Origin of the sequence: Arthrobacter sp. NamB2 (genome assembly GCF_005281365.1) — a bacterium.
In the GTDB taxonomy this organism is placed as follows: Bacteria; Actinomycetota; Actinomycetes; order Actinomycetales; family Micrococcaceae; genus Arthrobacter_D.
Genome location: NZ_SZWI01000003.1, coordinates 184,640 through 201,290 on the forward strand (window position 1 = coordinate 184,640; position 16,651 = coordinate 201,290).

The following is a 16,651-nucleotide window of genomic DNA, read 5'->3' on the forward strand; positions in this document are numbered from 1 at the left end:
TCGCGACGGGATGGTGGGACAGGTCTCGGGTGGCCGTGGGAGTACTCGCGCCCTCGGCGATGCAGTGCCGGGGAGGCCGATTCGCGCACCACGCTAGGTTCCTGGCCCCCGCTGCGACAACAAATTCCGTGGACTCTGGCCTTTCCTCCACCCTCGTGAGACGGTGACAGGTTGGCTCGGTAAGCCCGTCCGTCAGCGCAGCCCTGCCGCCGGCCCGACGAGCTGGACGATGTTCCCCAGGAGCGCAGCGTTGAAGTCGACGCCGAGCTGGTTCGGGATGGTCACGAGCAATGTGTCGGCAGCCTGGACGGCGGCATCGGCAGCGAGCTGTTCCGCGATGACGTCCGGCGCCCCGATGTAGCTGCGACCGAAGCGGGACCGCGCGCCGTCGAGGATGCCCACCTGGTCCGTCGATTCCTGCTGCGCGCGGAGACCGAAGTAGTACTCATCCCTCTCGCTGACGATGGGCAGGATGCTGCGGCTGACCGAGACTCTCGGCGCCCAGCCGTGGCCTGCGTCCGCCCACGCCTTCCGGAAGATCTCGATCTGCTCGGCCTGCAACTCGTCGAACGGCACACCGGTGTCTTCCGTCAGGAGCGTCGAACTCATCAGGTTCATCCCCTGCTCTCCCGCCCATTGCGCTGTCGCACGGGTGCCGGATCCCCACCAGATGCGCTCGGACAGTCCGGGCGAGAGCGGATCGATCGGCAGCTTGCCTGTGCTGCCGGTCATGCGCGGATTGGCGTCGGCGACGCCGTGCCCTGCAATCGCCCGTCGGAACAGGGCGGCCTTGTCCCGCGCGAGGTCGGCGTCCGTGGTGCCTTCCTCCGGGACGTAGCCGAACGAACGCGAGCCGTCGATGGCGGTCTCGGGCGATCCCCTGCTGATCCCGAGCTGCAGGCGGCGGTTGCTGATGAGGTCGGTGACGGCCGCTTCCTCGGCCATGTAGAGCGGGTTCTCGTAGCGCATGTCGATCACGCCGGTTCCCAATTCGATGGTCTTCGTCCGGGCGGCCATGGCGGCCAGCAGCGGAAACGGCGCCGAGTACTGCGGCGCGAAGTGGTGCACGCGCATGTAGGCGCCGTCGACGCCGAGCTCTTCCGCTGCGACGGCGAGTTCGACGGCCTGGACCAGTGCCTCGCGTGCGGTGGGCACGCGCGAGCCCCGCACGTCCTGGTAGTGCCCGAATGACAGGAAACCGATCTTCTTCATGCCCGGTGAAGCGCTGGCGGAGCGCGCCGCATTCCCGGGGTCCCGGCGTCGTCCCCCGATCAGTCCGGCGCGTCCGGCCTGAGGGTCGCCGGCGCCAGCCCACGTACCAGCACGACGGCGGTCAGTGCACCCGCTGCCATGATCGACGCGAGGACGACGATCTGGAAGCGACCCGCCTCCAGGGGTGAGATGCCGCCGAAGATGGCGCCGACGAATGCGCCCGGCAGCGTGACCAGACCGGTGGTCTTCGTCTGGTCGGTCGAGGGGATCAGGGCCGAATAGACGGCAGCGCGTGCGAGGTCGAGCGTGGCCTGCCGGGGGGTGGCACCGAGCGCCAGCCAGCCCTCCACCTCGTCCCATCGCTCGGACGTCGATTCGCGCAGGCGGCGCCCGGCCAGGGTCGCGATGGACATGGTGTTGCCGATGACGATTCCACCGAGCGCCAGCAGATACCGGGGCTGGGCCTCGATCGCGCCCGTGGCGAAGACGATCACGAGTGTCACGACGACGCCCAGCGCCATGCCCAGTGCCATGAGGGCGAAGTGCTCACGGCTGAACCCGATGCGCCGGGTCGCCGTCATCGCGGCGACGGTGAACATCACCAGGAGCGCACAGGCCACCCACATCGGACTCGTGATGACCCCGCCCAGGACGAGGCTGATGAGTCCGAGCTGCACTGCCCCACGGATGACGGCGAGCGCCGGGGCGAACCGGTGGGGCGACCTCGACCAGGTGAGGACCCCGACGGTGATCACCATGAGCAGGACGACGGCGCCCGCAGTCGGTGCGAGCACGGCGAGCGTTCCTCCGACGGACGTCACGAGGCCGCTCCGACCGTCGTCCGCGCCGCCTGCCGGGTTGCCGTGAAGCAGCTGGTCACGTCATACGCCATTCCAGGACGCGACCGGCTCAGCGGGCTGCACCGGGGCACCGCCGGCGGAGGACCGCGTTCAGCGTGGCGGCGATGCCCAGCAGCAGCCCCGCGCCGAGTGCGGACCCGGCAGCGACGAGCACCGCGCCGATGACCCAGAGCCCCGAGGAATCAGCAGCCGCCGCCGTGATGATCCAGGCCAATGTGAAGAAGGCCGGGAGCACGAGGAACGCCGCTGCGAAGCGCAGGAGCCGGTAGGCCAGCGCCGCCACCACGACACCGCAGAGAAGAGCTCCGGCTCCCTGCCACACCTCGTAGGGTCCGGTCGTCCTGCCGGTGGCCGCGTCGTACTGGTACTCGGTATCCCACCCGAACCAGCCGAACCAGAGACCGGCCGCCAGGACTGCCACGACGGCGACGGCGCCCCACTGCTGGCCGGGCGGTCGGTTCGGGTTCCGGGTAAGGCGCATGCTCCCACTGTAGGGCGCGGCCGGACTGCGGGAAGCCGGCGTCCGGCTCGGCACGAGGATCAGCGGCGGGTGTTCATCTCGAGCTCGACCTCGTCGGCCAGTCGACGGAGGCGCTCCTGTTCCCGTCCGTGGAGCTCACGCGGCATCGTATCGAGGATGCACATGCTCCCCACGAACCAGCCGCCCGGTCCGCGCAGGGGCACCCCGGCGTAGAAGCGCACGAAGGGCTCGCCGACCACGAGGGGATTGTCCCGGAACCGTTCGTCCGCCCGGAGATCGGGTACCACGAGCAGGTCCTCACCCACGATGGTGACATTGCAGAACGCCTCGTCCCTCCGGAGGTTGCGCGGGAAGGAACCGACGAAGGACTTGAGGTACTGCCGATCCGCGTCGAGGAGGGAGATGATCGCCGTACTCACCTTGAACTGGGCGCAGGCTTTGCGCGTGAGCCGGTCGAACCGCTCGTCGTCGCCCGAGTCGAGGAGACCGGACCGCTCGAGCGATCGAAGCCGCTGCCGCTCGAACTCGCGGGATGCAGGCAGGGACTTCGGGAGGACCGGTCGGGCTGGTTCCCCGGAGGAGGAGAGAAAGGGCAAGAAGGAGTTCCGCTCGGTTCGGTGTGGTCGTGATTCCGTGCTCAAGGCAACCGGATACCTCAATACTCCACCCTCAACCTCAATCCGAGCGTCACTAGGGGTTCGCGGGACGCAAGGTTTGGAGAACTTTTGCCGTGGGGACGGTCAGGACATGAGGTACGACGACGACGGCGGACCACCCCTTCCGGAGCTGTCCGCCGTCGTAGGCCTTCCCGCTGTATCAGGGCAGTTTTACCGCCAGGACATTGCAGCGCGCCGAGAGCAGGATCGTCTGGGCCGTCGAGCCCATGATCAGCTTGCCCACCGGCGTGCGGTGCCGCAGGCCGATCACGATCAACTCCGCATCCAGTTCCTCCGCCGTGTCCACGACCTCCTCCGCCGCAGTGGCTTCGGAGATGCTGTGCCGCACGGAGTACGGCACGCCGGTGGCATCGAGCATGACCTCCAGCTTCGAGACGTCCTCCGAGTCGGCGTAGGCCGGATTGACGAGCCGGTCCGCGCGCGTGGTGTTGATGACCACGAGGGCTGCGTTCCGCCGTCGTGCCTCCGCGACCGCCTCGATGACGGCCGCATCCCCCAGGGCGTTGGGCACGTAGCCCACCACGATGGTGCTCATCGGTCGTTGTCCTCTCGGTCGGGGGTCGCGCTGGTGGACCTGCTGGTGGATGTGCCGGTCGCCGCCGGTGCGACGACCGCTTCAGGCCCGGCCGCCGACCCGCGGACGACGTCGGGGGCGTCGGCGTTCGCGGCCACCATGGCCTCGAACTGGCGCTGGCGGCGCTTGAGCAGGAAGGACAGCGCGAAGATCACGATGAGGACGACGTAGATCGTCGCCGCGACGGGCGACTGCACGAGGGCGACGGGATCGCCCTGCGAGATCGCCAGCGACCTGCGGAGCTGGCTCTCGAAGATCGGGCCCAGGATCAGGCCCACCACCATCGGCGCGATCGGGTAGCCGAAGCGCCGCATGAAGAACCCGAGGATGCCGACGATCAACAGGATGATCACGTCGATCGGGGTGAAGTTCACCGAGAAGGCGCCCAGCACGGCGAACACCAGGATGCCCGAGTAGAGATACGGGCGCGGGATCTGCAGGATCTTGACCCAGATGCCCACGAGCGGAAGGTTCAGGACGAGCAGCATCAGGTTGCCCACGTAGAGGCTCGCGATGAGCGCCCAGACGAGCGCACTGTTCGACTCGAAGAGCTGGGGCCCCACCGGGATCTGGTAACGCTGGAAGGCCACGAGCATCATGGCGGCGGTGGCCGTCGTCGGGATCCCGAGCGTCAGGAGTGGCACGAGGACACCGGCGGCAGCCGCGTTGTTCGCGGCCTCCGGACCGGCGACGCCCTCGATCGCTCCCTTGCCGAACTGCTTTTTGTTCTCGCCCTTGGCGAGCTTGCGCTCCGAGGCGTAGGAGAGGAACGTTGCGACGTCGGCGCCGCCGGCAGGAATGGTACCGACCGGGAAACCGATCAGCGTGCCGCGGAGCCAGGGCTTCCAGGACCGGCGGAGATCGTCCCTGCGGAGCCAGCTGGTCCAGCCGCCCGTCACCGGGATGACCTTGATCGGCCCGTGCCGGAGGCGCGACGCCACGTAGAGGGCCTCGCCGACGGCGAAGAGTGCGACCGCCACGAGGACGACGTCGATCCCGTCCGCGAGGAACGGGCTGCCGAAGGTGTAGCGCTGCTGGGCGGTGAGCGAATCGAAGCCGACGAGTGCGATGAACAGGCCGAGGCCGAGGGACGCGAGGCCGCGCAGCACGGACGAGCCGAGCAGCGCACCGACCGTCAGGAAGGCCACGACCATCAGCGCCACGTACTCGACCGGGCCGATCTGCACCGCGAAGGCCGCCACGAACGGAGCCACGAAACTCAGCAGGACCGTGGCGATGGTGCCTGCCACGAAGGAGCCGACAGCCGCCGTCGCGAGCGCCGCCGCTCCCCTGCCGGCCTTGGCCATCTTGTTGCCCTCGAGCGCCGTGACGATCGAGGACGATTCTCCGGGTGTGTTCAGCAGGATCGACGTCGTCGACCCGCCGTACATGCCGCCGTAGTAGATACCCGCGAAGACGATGATCGCCGCCGTCGGTTCGAGGCTGTAGGTGATCGGCATGAGCAGGGCGACCGTCATGGCCGGGCCGATGCCCGGCAGCACGCCGACTGCAGTGCCGACGAGCACGCCGCCGAGCGCGAAGAGGAGATAGATGGGCTGCATCGCCGTGGCGAAGCCCTCCATCAGCATGAAGAAGTTATCCACCGAAGACACCGATCCCTTCGAGGAAACCAGGGGGCAGGGAGACGCCGAGCAGCCCGCCGAAGACGAACTGCAGCACGAGGGCGAGGACGATGGCCGTCACGAGGTTGCGCCACCAGGGGCGGGCCCCGAGGGACCATGCTGCTCCGAAGAAGAGGATCGCCGCCGCGACGGGCCAGCCGAGCGGGACGATCAGGAACGCGTGCAGCAACACGAACCCGGCGAGCTTCCCGACGGTCAGCCAGTCGGTCTTCGCGTCGGGGTCGACGTCCTCCCCCTCGTCCGCCGCACCCCGGTGGCCGCGCAGCACCTGGAACACCAGGCCCGCTCCGACGACGACGAGCAGTGCCGAGACGGCGAAGGGGAAGGCACGCGGGCCGATGTCACTGGCCGACGGCGGCGTCTGGATACCGGCGCCCGCCACGAAACCGACGACGCCGATGCTGACGATGATGAGCGCGAAGACCAGCTCACCGATCGGCTTGCCGGGAGCGGCGGACGTGCCGCTCCCGGGGGCGTTCTGGACGGAGGTACTCATGGCCTAGAGCAGTCCGATGTCGGTGAGGGTGGTCTTGACGCTGGCGATGTCCTCGTCGAGGAAGGTCTGGAACTCCTCGCCCGCCAGGAAGGCATCCGACCAGTTGTTCTTCTCGAGGGTGGCCTTCCAGGTGTCGGTCTCGTGCAGGTCGGTGACGAGCTGGGTCAGCTTTTCCGCCTGCGCCTCGTCGATGGACCCGGGCGCGACGACGCCGCGCCAGTTGGTGAGCACCAGGTCGATACCTTCCTCGGTGAGGGTCGGGGTGTCGGGCAGCTGGGGCGCGGCCTCCTCGCCCGAGACCGCGAGGGCGCGCAGCTTTCCGGCCTCGACCTGCTCCGCGTACTCGCCGACACCGGAGATGCCCGCGTTGACCTTGTTGCCGAGCAGTGCCGCGAGGGACTCGCCGCCGCCCGAGTACGGGATGTAGTTCAGGTTGTCGGGCGAGATGCCGGCTTCCTTGAGTACGCTGCCCGCGAGGATGTGGTCGGCGCCGCCGGCCGAACCGCCCGTGATCGAGACGCCCTGGCCCTTGGCCTCGATGTCGTCGAGGAGGTCCTGCATCGTCTGGTAGGGCGAGTCCGCGGGGACGACGATCACGAGGGGCTCCTCGGTGAGGCGGGCGATCGGCGTCGTGTCCTCGATGCGGTTGGCTGCGTTGTTCGTCTCGACCGCACCGACCATGACGTAGCCCATCACCATCAGGGTGTCGGGATCGGTCTCCGTGGCGAGTTGTGCAAGGCCGTTGGTGCCACCGGCACCACCGACGTTGACCACGGAGGCGTTGCCTACCAGCTCGTTCTCCTTGAGGTCCGTCTCCATGGCGCGGCCCGTCTGGTCCCAGCCGCCACCGGGATCAGCGGGTACCACGATGTTGAGCTTCTCGATGGTGCCTTCGGCGTCCGAGGCGGTGGTGCTCTGCGTCATCGAGCTGCAGGCCGAGAGGGCGAGCGCGGAGACGAGTGCGAGGGTTGTGAGGGTCGAACGGCGCGCCGTTGTGCGATCGATCGTCATGATGTTCTCTTCCTTGAGATGTGCTGCGAGATGTGATGCGGGTCACCACTGCTGATTCCACGGTAGGGAAGCTGTCGTCGGGCCGTACAGCATGCGGTCGTAGTGCTCGTATTGGTCTTTGTGGTCACGGGAGCACCGGCAATCGGCCGATTGTGACCCGTTTCGGCGTGTCACACTAAGAGGATGGTCAGGACGATGTCGCTTCGATCGCAGTTGTTCCTCCTGCAGCTCGCCATCGTGCTCGTCATCGTCGCCGTCGCCGGTTCCACCGCCGTCGCGATGCAGCGATTGCAGATCCGCGAGCAGTACGAGGACCGCATGGTCGGCGTGGCCCAATCGGTCGCGCAGCTGCCCTCCGTGATCGAGGCCTTCGACGAGGAGGACCCGAGCGCGACGATCCAGCCCATCGCGGATCTCATCCGCCAGTCGACCGGCGTGACCTACGTCGTCGTCACGGACGAGCAGGGCATCCGGTACTCCCACCCGAATACGGAGCTCATCGGCGAGGTCGTCTCCACCGATCCGTCGGTACCCCTCTCAGGAGAGACCTTCGTCGGCACCCAGACCGGCACCCTCGGTGAGTCCTGGCGCGTGAAGGTGCCGATCTACGGCGGTGACGGCCGCATCATCGGTACCGCGTCGGTCGGCACCCTGGAATCCGAGCTCGACGCCGATCTCTACGAGGATCTCCCCCGGCTGCTGGCCTGGCTGATCGTCGCGGCACTCGTCGGTTCGGCGGGAGCCATCTGGATCTCGCGCCTCGTGTGGCGCCGCATCTACCGCCTCGAGCCCGAGCAGATAGCCTCCCTCCTCGAGACGCGCGACGCCATGATCCACGGCATCAGCGAGGGCATGGTCGCCGTCGATGAGCACCACCGGATCGCACTGCTCAACGATGAGGCTAAGCGGCTGCTGGACCTCGACGACGACGCCACAGGCCGGCCGGCCGACAAAGTCATGGAACCCGCCCTCGCGCAGCTCCTCACCGATCCCGCGGACACCGACGAGACGGTCCTGTCCGGCGAGCGGGTGCTGCTTGCCCGCATCTCCGATGCACAGGTCGACGGAAAGCGCGTGGGACGCGTCATGATCCTCCGCGACCGCACCGAACTGTACCAGTTGCTCACCGACCTCGACGGCGAGCGCGATGCGACGCAGGCTCTGCGGGCCCAGGCGCACGAATTCGCCAACCGCATGCACACCATCTCGGGACTGCTCGAACTGGGACGGACCGAGCAGGCCGTCGACTTCATCTCCCGTTCGGGGCACGGCGGCTCGCTGGTGTCCGGAACGATCGCCCCCGGCATCCAGGACCCCGACGCCGCGAGCCTGCTCATGACCAAGAGCACCATCGCCGCCGAGAAGGGCATCACCCTGTCCATCGACGAGTCCTCGACGCTCCATCCCGACGGCACCACCGACGTCGTCACGATCCTCGGCATCCTGATCGACAACGCGATGGAAGCCGTGACGGGCAGTGGGCGGACCGACGGCCTCATAGCGGTGCACCTCGTCTCGGACGACGACGCCCTGCGGATCGAGGTCTCGGACAACGGCCCCGGCGTGGCCCCGGGCGACGTCGACGGCATCTTCTCCTCCGGCTACTCGACGAAGGACGGCGGCCACACCGGGACGCGCGGCTTCGGCCTAGCGCTGGTGGACCGGATAGCGCGACGGCGCTCCGGTCACGTCGTCGTCGACGACGCCGACCTCGGCGGTGCCGAGTTCACGGTGTGGCTCGCTCCCTCGCTCGTCGAGGCTCCCCGGCCTCCGTTGCAGGTGCCATGACCCGCGCTGTCCCGCTGATCCCCACGCTCGTGGTCGACGACGACCACCAGGTCGCCGGGATCCACACCGGCTTCCTGCTCGCGCACGGAGCCTTCGACGTCGTCGGCGCCGCCCACACGGGCGCCCGCGCGCTCGAACTCGTCGACGAGCTGCACCCCCGGCTGGTGCTGCTGGATATCCACCTGCCGGACATGACCGGTATCGAGGTCCTGCGCGCGCTGCGGAATCGGCCGGGTGAGCCCCTCGACGTCATCGCCATCACGGCCGCCCGCGAGCTCGACACCGTGCGGGCCGCCGTCGCGGGCGGCGTCCTGCACTACCTCGTGAAGCCGTTCAACGCGGCCGTACTGAACCAGCGGCTGGATCACTACGTGGCATACAGGCGTGACGTGGATACCCATGCGGCCGACGGCGCGGCGTCGCTCGACCAGGGGAGGATCGACCAGCTCCTGCGCACGACGGCGGGAACAGACAGCGGCAGTACGCCGTCGGGCTCCCTTCCGGCTCCGACCGTCGCCACGCCCAAGGGCCTCTCGGCTCCGACGCTCGACGCGGTCATGCTGGACCTGCGCAGCCACGGACGCGGCACCTCCGCCTCGGATGTCGCCGATCGGCTCGGGATGGCGCGCGTCAGTGCCCGCCGCTACCTGGAGTTCCTGGTGTCGCGCGGCCAAGCCCGGATCGTGCCGCAATACGGGTCGGCAGGGCGCCCCGAGAAGTTCTACGTCTGGACCGACGGTTCGCGGGGTACATGAGGAATAACTACGACTCGAGGAGGTTGTTCTGGTCATGACAGAGAACACGACGCCGCAGAACGGCGCACAGCGCAGCACCATCGGTTTCATCGGCAGCGGCAACATCGGCTCGCAGCTCGCGCGCCTCGCTGTCGCCCGCGGCTACCGGGTCATCATGAGCAACTCCCGTGGCCCGGAGACACTGCAGGGACTCGTCGGAGAGCTCGGTGATGCGGCGCGTGCCGGCACCGTGGAGGACGCCGCGAGGGAGGGCGACGTCGTCGTCGTCACCATCCCGCTGAAGGACATCGGCTCCGTGCCCGTGGAGCCCCTCGCCGGCAAGCTCGCCATCGACACATGCAACTACTACCCGCAGCGCGACGGCCAGATCGCCGAGCTGGACGACGAGAGCACGACGACGAGTGAGCTGGTACAGCGCCACCTTCCCGGCGCGTCCGTGGTCAAGGTCTTCAACAACATCCTCGCCGCGCAGCTCACCACGGACGGCTCACCGGCCGGGACCCCGCATCGCCGGGCCCTTCCGATCGCGGGCGACGACTCCGACGCGAAGCAGGCCGTCGTGGAGCTCCTCGACGAGTTCGGCTTCGACGCCGTGGACGCCGGCCCGCTCGCGGAGGGGTGGCGCTTCCAGCGCGACACTCCCGGCTACGGCACGGTGCACGACGCCGACGGCATGCGCGAGGCGCTGGCGCAGGCGAAGCGCTACGCCGAGATGGGCTGAGCCGGGCGGAAACGCGTCCCCGGGAGCACCGGCTCGTGGAGCCGGTGCTCCTGGGCGGCAGCCACCGAAGACGCGCGTACCTCGGGTCAGGTCCGCTCGCGCGTGGCGGTCGTCCTACTTCGCGCCGAGGACCACGGGTGAGCACCGCGTCGCGTCACACACCTGGTATCGAACGGAACTGGTCTTGGTCGTCGCCGTGTAGCGGCCGGTGTTCGGTATCGCGCGCCGCACACCGTCGGCCACCAGCGACACCGTGGAGCCCTGGGCCCCCGTCCACGTGAGGGTCGTCGACCTGAGGGGGCCCGCCTTGGAGTTGGTCGCCTTCAGCGTGATTGCGGGGGCCGGTGCCGGAGTCGGAGTCGGGGTTGCCGTCGGGGTTGCCGTCGGAGTCGGAGTCGGAGTCGGCGTCGGCGTCGGCGTCACACCAGGCTGCGCGGCGGCGGGCACGAACGAGAAGTCCCGCACGACCACCTGCTCCGGCTTCACCTGGGCAGGGTTGCCGCCACCGCCGCCGGTCACCCAGAGGTTGAAGTGGATCGCTTCGCGCGCCGGCTCGGGGACGTTCTCGCCCTGCAGCACGGTGCGCTTGAGCAGGGGGCCGGTGTAGCCCTCCCCCGCAAAGGTCTCGAACGTGAGCTTGTTCGGTTCCCACACCATGCGGTGTGTGAGGACGGGGTTGGTGGTGACGTCGAAGGTGACGGTCTGGTTGCCGAGTCCCGGAGCCTTGCTGGCGTCGAACCAGTAGCCGTGACCCTGGGTGACGGGCCAGTTCTCGCCATAGCTGGCTCCGCCACCCCAGGCGCTGGCCTCGCACAGGTCTATCTCGTTGAACCCAGGGGCTGCGGCAGGATCGTAGGTGAAGAGGCAGCCCCACACCACCTCGTCCTGCAGCGTCGTGAGGTCCTTCTCGATGGTGGTGCTGTAGGTTCCATACCCGAAGCCCTGCCGCGTGGTGCTGAATTCGGCTCCCACTGCGGCTTGTCCGGTCGGGTTGGAGAGCTTCATCGTTACGTGGCCATTGGTGTCCGGGTTGCTCACGTTGGCGGCATCGAACAACTTGCTGTAGTTCGGTGCACCACTCCAGAAACGCTTCTTCCAGTTGAAGCCGTTCCACGCGAAGTCACCCACGGGCCCCGGATCGGCTGCCGGCGCAGTGGTGTCGGCGGCGGCGACGGGCACGGACACGGACGTTGCCATCAGGACCGCTGCCAGAGCGGCGCCAAGAACGAATCTCCGCCTGCCGCGCATCGGTCGGCCGGCAACGGGCACTGCGGTTGATGAGAGCATGACTGAACCCCTTGCTGTTCGGTAGCCCGGCGAACCTCGAGGGTTCCGTGGCTTTGCGTCACCGGTTCGCACCGGCTTTGCCCTTTCGCTGAGCGGCTGCCCTAGCGCGCCTTCGGCCCGCTCAGCTGGTCGTCGGCATCTCGATCCTTCCGTACCGAGTGCTGGAGTCGTGACGCAAAATCCGCAGAACTTCCACAGTATTGGCGCACCTCCGCGACGCACTACGCCGACCGCTGCACTCGGGTACCTTTGTTCCATGCTTCGGGGGCCCGCAACGACCGGTTGACCGGCACGTCGGGCAATCCCGGCGCTCCCGCGTCACGAAGCAGTGCCAGAGGCAGACGAGCAGGATATGGAGCGTGCTGGAGTATGGCGACGACACCGCCGGCGGATGGATCCGTGGGCAGCACCCGTAATCCGGAGTCCGAGCCGTCATCGAGCGGCAGGACTCTCCTTATTCGGGCCATCGTGCTCGTGACGGCGGTCCTCGGCCTCAACTACATCGTCTGGAGATGGCTCTACTCCATCAATTGGGACGCCTGGTGGATCGCCATCCCCTTGGTCCTGGCCGAGACCTACTCGCTGATCGACTCACTGCTGTTCGGCTTCACGGTGTGGAAGCTGAAGAAACGCCGGGCCCCGGAGGCTCCTGCAGGTCTCACCGTGGACGTCTTCATCACCACCTACAACGAGCCGCTGGACCTGGTCCTGACCACGGCGCGGGCTGCGAAGAACATCCGCTACCCGCACAAGACCTGGATCCTCGACGACGGCAACCGCGCCGAGGTACGAGCCGCTGCAGAAGCCGAAGGCATCGGCTGGATCACGCGGTCCGCGGACTGGAAGGACATGCCGCGGCACGCCAAAGCCGGCAACCTGAACAACGCGCTGATGTCCACGGACGGCGAGTTCCTGGTCATCCTCGATGCCGACCAGATCCCCGATCCCCTCCTCCTCGACAAGACCCTCGGGTACTTCACCAACGAGAAGATGGCGCTGGTACAGACTCCGCAGGTCTTCATCAATGTGCCGGAGTCGGACCCGCTGGGCAGTCAGGCGCCGCTGTTCTACGGCCCCATCCAGCAGGGCAAGGACGGCTGGAACGCCGCCTTCTTCTGCGGCTCGAACGCCATCATCCGCCGGGAGGCGCTGATGCAGCTCGGCGTCACGCGTTACGTCACCGAGATCGAACTCGCCCTGCACAAGGCTCTGAAGACCTCGGACAAGGTCATCGCGAAGGCCAAGAAGACCCTCGGTCCGGGGAACGAACGCGTCAGTGAAGCGCTGGATCTCGTGGCCAAGGACCTGCGCCGGGTGCGGCGCAGGCTGCGGAACGGGGATGGCATCTCCGAGGTCACCTACGAGTTCCAGCAGCGCGTCGCCGCCGTCACGCGCAGCCTGGTTGCTGCGGATATAGCCGCTTTCCACGAGGACCTCGCATCGTTGGCGGATCTCGACATCGAGGGGCTCGACGCCGGCCTGCAGGACGCGTCCGCGAGCACGCCAGGCCTCGCCGTCGTCGACGACAATGCGCTCGACCAGCTCGCTCAGCGTTCCTGGTCCCCGCTCGCCGCCATCGACGCGGTCCGTGTCCTGATCGAATCGGTCAACGCTGACCGCAGCGGCGAGGCACAGGCCGTCATGCCGATGGCCACCATCTCCGTCACCGAAGACATGGCTACCTGCATGCGGCTGCACGCGCTCGGCTGGGAGACGGCCTACCACCACGAGAAGCTCGCGGACGGCCTGGCACCGGAGGACCTCAACTCCATGCTGACCCAGCGCCTTCGCTGGGCCCAGGGCACCATCCAGGTGATGTTCCGCGAGAACCCGTGGGCGCAGAAGGGTCTGACGCTCGCCCAGAAGCTCATGTACTGGGCGACGATGTGGAGCTACCTCTCGGGCTTCGCCGCCGTCGTCTATCTCGCCGCGCCGATCATCTACCTGCTCTTCGGGATCCTGCCGGTCAACTCGATCAGCACAGAGTTCTTCGTCCGGCTGATTCCGTTCCTGCTGGTCAACCAGTTGCTCTTCGTGGTGGTGGGCAAGGGTGTGAAGACCTGGCGAGGCCAGCAGTACTCCCTTGCCCTGTTCCCTGTCTGGATCCGTTCGATCACGTCGGCGTTCGGGAACGTCTACCTCGGGCGCAGCCTCGATTTCGCCGTGACCCCCAAGACCCTGCAACAGGACAAGCAGTTGCGGTGGGACCTCGTGAAGCCGCAGTTGTGGGCCATGGGGCTTCTCGTCGTAGCGACGATCGTGGGGATCATCCGGCTGGCGATGGGCGAGGCGGACCTGCTCGGGACGTCGGTCAACATCGTGTGGGTCATCTTCGACCTCGTCATCTTCAGCGTCATCATCGAGGCGGTCCGCTACCGCGGATACGAGCACTACCAGGCCGATATCGCGAAAGCGAAGGCGCGGCAGGACGCGTCCCGGTGATCCCGGCCTAGCTGGTTCCGCGCCAGATGCGCCGCCAGAAGGACACCTTCTCCGGGGCGGGCGGCGCAGCGGCCTCCATCGCGCGCCGTGCTGCGTCCCGGCGTTCGCGCCAGCGCTCCACCTCGGCGTCGATGTCGCGCAGTTTCGTGATGACAGGAGGTCCGCCGAGGAGCTGCCGCCGCGCGTCGACCACGCGGTAGTTGAAGTCCTCGAGGATCTCACGGACCTGTCCCTCCGTGTACTGGCGGTCGAGACGCTCGTCGAGTTCGGCGTCCTCCTTGCGCAGCAGGATGGCCCGCGGACCGAGCCCGGTGATGTTCTCGCGCTGGATGAGTCCCTTGACCCACCAGTCGGGGTCGTGGCTCTCCCCCAGCCCCGGGATGGGCTTCCCCGCAAGGGCGAGGTCGTCGAAGTCCCCTCGCGCGATCGCTCGATCCACGATGAGGCGGGCCCGCTTCGTCTCGTCCTCGCCCTCGCGCAGGGGCGCCATCCCACCGGGTGCATCACCGTCGTCGTTCTGGCGTTCCAGTTCGGCCATAGCGTCACCGGCCTGGCCCCTGGCCGCGCGGTACTGGGCCGCCTTGCGCAGCCTCTCCTCATGCTCCTGGGACCCGCTGATGCCGCTACCCTCCGCCTTCTCCGTTCCGGTCCCTCCAGTATTCCGACGCCGAGAACCGGCGTGCAACCGATTCCCCTGCCGACGAACTTGCTGGCGGCCCGAGGACTGCGGGCTCGTGCACGCGCTTCGAGGGCCACTGCTGGTTTCGTCGGCGTGTCCTGTCATGACACGCGCTTTCCGTCGCAAGCGCATGCACGAACCAGCTGCAGGACGCGGCGTCGCGGCAACCAGTGGTCGAATACCGGTTGACGACGACGGCGGGCCACCCCTTCCGAGGTGGACCGCCGCCGTGTGTGATTCCGGGCTGGAGTCGTCGCTGAATCCGGCCTAGACGAGCCAGACCGTCGTGTCGCCCGGCAGCTTGCGGTCCTCGAGCGGCGAACTGCTCAGCAGCACGGTGCCGGCGGGCAGGTCCGCCGGGGTCGAGCCGAAGTTGGTGACGCAGTGCCACCCACCCGGGCGCACGAAGTGCAGGACGTCGGCGGAGGACTCCTCGATCCACTCGAAGTCCTCCTCGCCCTGCAGCTCGCGTCGCAGTTCCAGCGCACGGCGGTAGAAGCTGAGGTGGGAGGACGGGTCGCTTTCCTGCACCTCGACCGCGTACTCCCCGAACCACGCCGGCTGCGGCAGGTGCGCACCCCCGAAGCCGAACCCGAAGGACTCACCGTCCTTCGTCCAGGGCAACGGGACGCGGCAGCCGTCGCGGCCCACGTCCACGCCCCTGTTACGGAAGAACGTAGGGTCCTGGCGGTCCTCGTCGGGAATGTCTGCGACCTCATGCAGCCCGAGCTCCTCGCCCTGGTACACGTAGGCGGAACCCGGCAGGGCCAGCATGAGCTGCGTGACCGCGCGGGCACGGCGTTCCCCGAGCTCACGATCCAGCGCCGGCTCCGTGCCGCCGCTCAGGAGCCAGGCCGAGCCGTCCTGACCGCCCTCACCGCCCTGGCCGGGCTTGCTCGTGGTGTCGGGGCCTGCCGGCGGCAGTCCGTAGCGCGTGGCGTGGCGGACGACGTCGTGGTTGGAGAAGACCCAGGTCGACGACGCACCGGAGGACTTGGCCTGGACGAGGTTGGTGGTGATGATGTCGCGGAACTGGCCGGAATTCCAGTCGGCCTTGAGGAGGTCGAAGTTGAATGCCTGGCCGAGCCCCTCGGGGCTCGCGTAGCGGGCGCGCCGGTCGGCGTGAACCCAGGCCTCCGCGACGGCCGTGCGCGGCGGGGTGTACTCGTCGAAGACCTTGCGCCATTCGGCGAAGACCTCGTGCACCTCGTCCCGGTCCCAGAACGGGTGCCTGCCGTTGTGGTTCTCGCCCTCCGGCCCGAGTTCCGCCTTGGACGGCAGGGGCTCGGACATGTCCTTGGTCAGGGCGTGCGCCACGTCGACCCGGAAACCGTCGACGCCGCGATCGGACCAGAAGCGCAGCGTGGTCAGGAAGTCGTCCCGGACTTCGCGGTTGTCCCAGTTCAGGTCTGGCTGTTCCTTCGCGAAGATGTGCATGTACCACTGGCCGTCCTCGGTCCGCTCCCAGGCGGGCCCGCCGAACACGGAGTCCCAGTCCGAGGGAGGCTCGCTCCCGTCGGGGCCCTTGCCGTCGCGGAAGATGTAACGGTCCCGGGCGGCGGAACCCTTCGGTGAGGCAAGGGCCTCCTGGAACCAGACGTGCCGGTTCGAGGTGTGGTTGGGCACGATGTCGGCGATGAGCTTGATGCCCGCAGCGTGCAGCGCAGCGACCATCTCGTCGAAGTCCTCGAGCGTGCCGAGTTTCGGATCGACGTCGCGGTAGTCGTCGACGTCGTAGCCCCCGTCAGCGAGCGCGGACGGGTAGAAGGGGCTCAGCCAGACGGCGTCCACGCCGAGGGACTTCAGGTACGGGATCCGGGACGTGATGCCCTTCAGGTCACCGATGCCGTCGCCGTTGGAATCGGCGAAGCTGCGCGGGTAGATCTGGTAGACGGCGGCCTGGCGCCACCAGTTCGGATCCTGCATGCGAGCAGCCAGTGCATCGGCGGAAAGCTCCGCGGCGGCATCGACTGCTGATTCGACGTCGGGATTGACGGTGGAAGTCACGAAGGTGATCCCCTTTCG

The 16,651-nt window shown here is 68.0% G+C and carries 15 protein-coding genes and 1 riboswitch; of the genes, 4 read left to right on the forward strand and 11 right to left on the reverse strand.

What is annotated here, in order from left to right; genetic code table 11:
* Window positions 1-192 precede the first annotated feature (192 nt).
* From FDK12_RS07370 to FDK12_RS07405, 8 genes are all read right to left on the reverse strand, one after another.
* Window positions 193-1,212: an LLM class flavin-dependent oxidoreductase gene (locus FDK12_RS07370; RefSeq protein ID WP_137368972.1), complete on the reverse strand. Its 1,020-nt coding sequence runs from the start codon at window positions 1,210-1,212 to the stop codon at window positions 193-195.
* Between the two features lie 59 nt (window positions 1,213-1,271).
* Window positions 1,272-2,033, reverse strand: a complete 762-nt coding sequence (locus tag FDK12_RS07375; protein WP_262983290.1) for an ABC transporter permease — start codon at window positions 2,031-2,033, stop codon at window positions 1,272-1,274.
* Window positions 2,034-2,121: 88 nt separating this feature from the next.
* Window positions 2,122-2,553: a hypothetical protein gene (locus tag FDK12_RS07380; protein ID WP_137368973.1), complete on the reverse strand. Its 432-nt coding sequence runs from the start codon at window positions 2,551-2,553 to the stop codon at window positions 2,122-2,124.
* A gap of 59 nt (window positions 2,554-2,612) precedes the next feature.
* Window positions 2,613-3,149: a GAF domain-containing protein gene (locus tag FDK12_RS07385; protein ID WP_189636292.1), complete on the reverse strand. Its 537-nt coding sequence runs from the start codon at window positions 3,147-3,149 to the stop codon at window positions 2,613-2,615.
* Between the two features lie 220 nt (window positions 3,150-3,369).
* Complete coding sequence (locus FDK12_RS07390; RefSeq protein WP_137368975.1) at window positions 3,370-3,765, reverse strand: universal stress protein; 396 nt, start codon at window positions 3,763-3,765, stop codon at window positions 3,370-3,372.
* Window positions 3,762-5,408 carry a tripartite tricarboxylate transporter permease gene (locus FDK12_RS07395; RefSeq protein ID WP_137368976.1) on the reverse strand — a complete coding sequence of 549 codons (1,647 nt, stop codon included), beginning with the start codon at window positions 5,406-5,408 and terminating at the stop codon, window positions 3,762-3,764. Before FDK12_RS07395 ends, FDK12_RS07390 begins: the two co-directional genes overlap by 4 nt.
* Window positions 5,401-5,943 carry a tripartite tricarboxylate transporter TctB family protein gene (locus FDK12_RS07400; RefSeq protein WP_104118595.1) on the reverse strand — a complete coding sequence of 181 codons (543 nt, stop codon included), beginning with the start codon at window positions 5,941-5,943 and terminating at the stop codon, window positions 5,401-5,403. The genes FDK12_RS07395 and FDK12_RS07400 overlap by 8 nt, the downstream gene beginning before the upstream one ends.
* 3 nt (window positions 5,944-5,946) lie before the next feature.
* Window positions 5,947-6,954, reverse strand: a complete 1,008-nt coding sequence (locus FDK12_RS07405; protein WP_137368977.1) for a Bug family tripartite tricarboxylate transporter substrate binding protein — start codon at window positions 6,952-6,954, stop codon at window positions 5,947-5,949.
* 195 nt (window positions 6,955-7,149) lie between these two features.
* Between FDK12_RS07405 and FDK12_RS07410 the strand changes: the two genes are divergently transcribed.
* From FDK12_RS07410 to FDK12_RS07420, 3 genes are read left to right on the forward strand one after another with little or no spacing between them, the layout of a single operon-like run.
* Window positions 7,150-8,742 carry a sensor histidine kinase gene (locus FDK12_RS07410; RefSeq protein ID WP_223263155.1) on the forward strand — a complete coding sequence of 531 codons (1,593 nt, stop codon included), beginning with the start codon at window positions 7,150-7,152 and terminating at the stop codon, window positions 8,740-8,742.
* Complete coding sequence (locus tag FDK12_RS07415) at window positions 8,739-9,497, forward strand: response regulator (protein WP_189636293.1); 759 nt, start codon at window positions 8,739-8,741, stop codon at window positions 9,495-9,497. Before FDK12_RS07410 ends, FDK12_RS07415 begins: the two co-directional genes overlap by 4 nt.
* A gap of 34 nt (window positions 9,498-9,531) precedes the next feature.
* Entirely contained in the window at window positions 9,532-10,218 is a 687-nt protein-coding gene (locus tag FDK12_RS07420; protein ID WP_137368979.1) for an NADPH-dependent F420 reductase, read from the forward strand.
* A gap of 114 nt (window positions 10,219-10,332) precedes the next feature.
* Here FDK12_RS07420 and FDK12_RS15215 read toward each other — a convergent pair whose 3' ends face one another.
* The gene (locus tag FDK12_RS15215; protein WP_223263156.1) at window positions 10,333-11,505 is read right to left on the reverse strand and encodes a hypothetical protein; all 1,173 of its coding nucleotides are present in this window, start codon (window positions 11,503-11,505) and stop codon (window positions 10,333-10,335) included.
* Between the two features lie 17 nt (window positions 11,506-11,522).
* Window positions 11,523-11,597: riboswitch (cyclic di-GMP riboswitch) on the reverse strand.
* A 277-nt stretch (window positions 11,598-11,874) separates the two neighbouring features.
* On the opposite strand from FDK12_RS15215, the gene FDK12_RS07430 reads away from it, so the two are divergent.
* Window positions 11,875-13,947: a glycosyltransferase gene (locus FDK12_RS07430; RefSeq protein WP_137368980.1), complete on the forward strand. Its 2,073-nt coding sequence runs from the start codon at window positions 11,875-11,877 to the stop codon at window positions 13,945-13,947.
* A 7-nt stretch (window positions 13,948-13,954) separates the two neighbouring features.
* On the opposite strand, the gene FDK12_RS07435 is transcribed toward FDK12_RS07430, so the two are convergent.
* Both FDK12_RS07435 and FDK12_RS07440 read right to left on the reverse strand, forming a co-directional pair.
* Window positions 13,955-14,485 (reverse strand): DUF1992 domain-containing protein, encoded by a 531-nt coding sequence (locus tag FDK12_RS07435; protein WP_137368981.1) that lies wholly within the window; start codon window positions 14,483-14,485, stop codon window positions 13,955-13,957.
* A gap of 408 nt (window positions 14,486-14,893) precedes the next feature.
* Window positions 14,894-16,552 (reverse strand): glycoside hydrolase family 13 protein, encoded by a 1,659-nt coding sequence (locus FDK12_RS07440; RefSeq protein WP_137369208.1) that lies wholly within the window; start codon window positions 16,550-16,552, stop codon window positions 14,894-14,896.
* Window positions 16,553-16,651 lie beyond the last annotated feature (99 nt).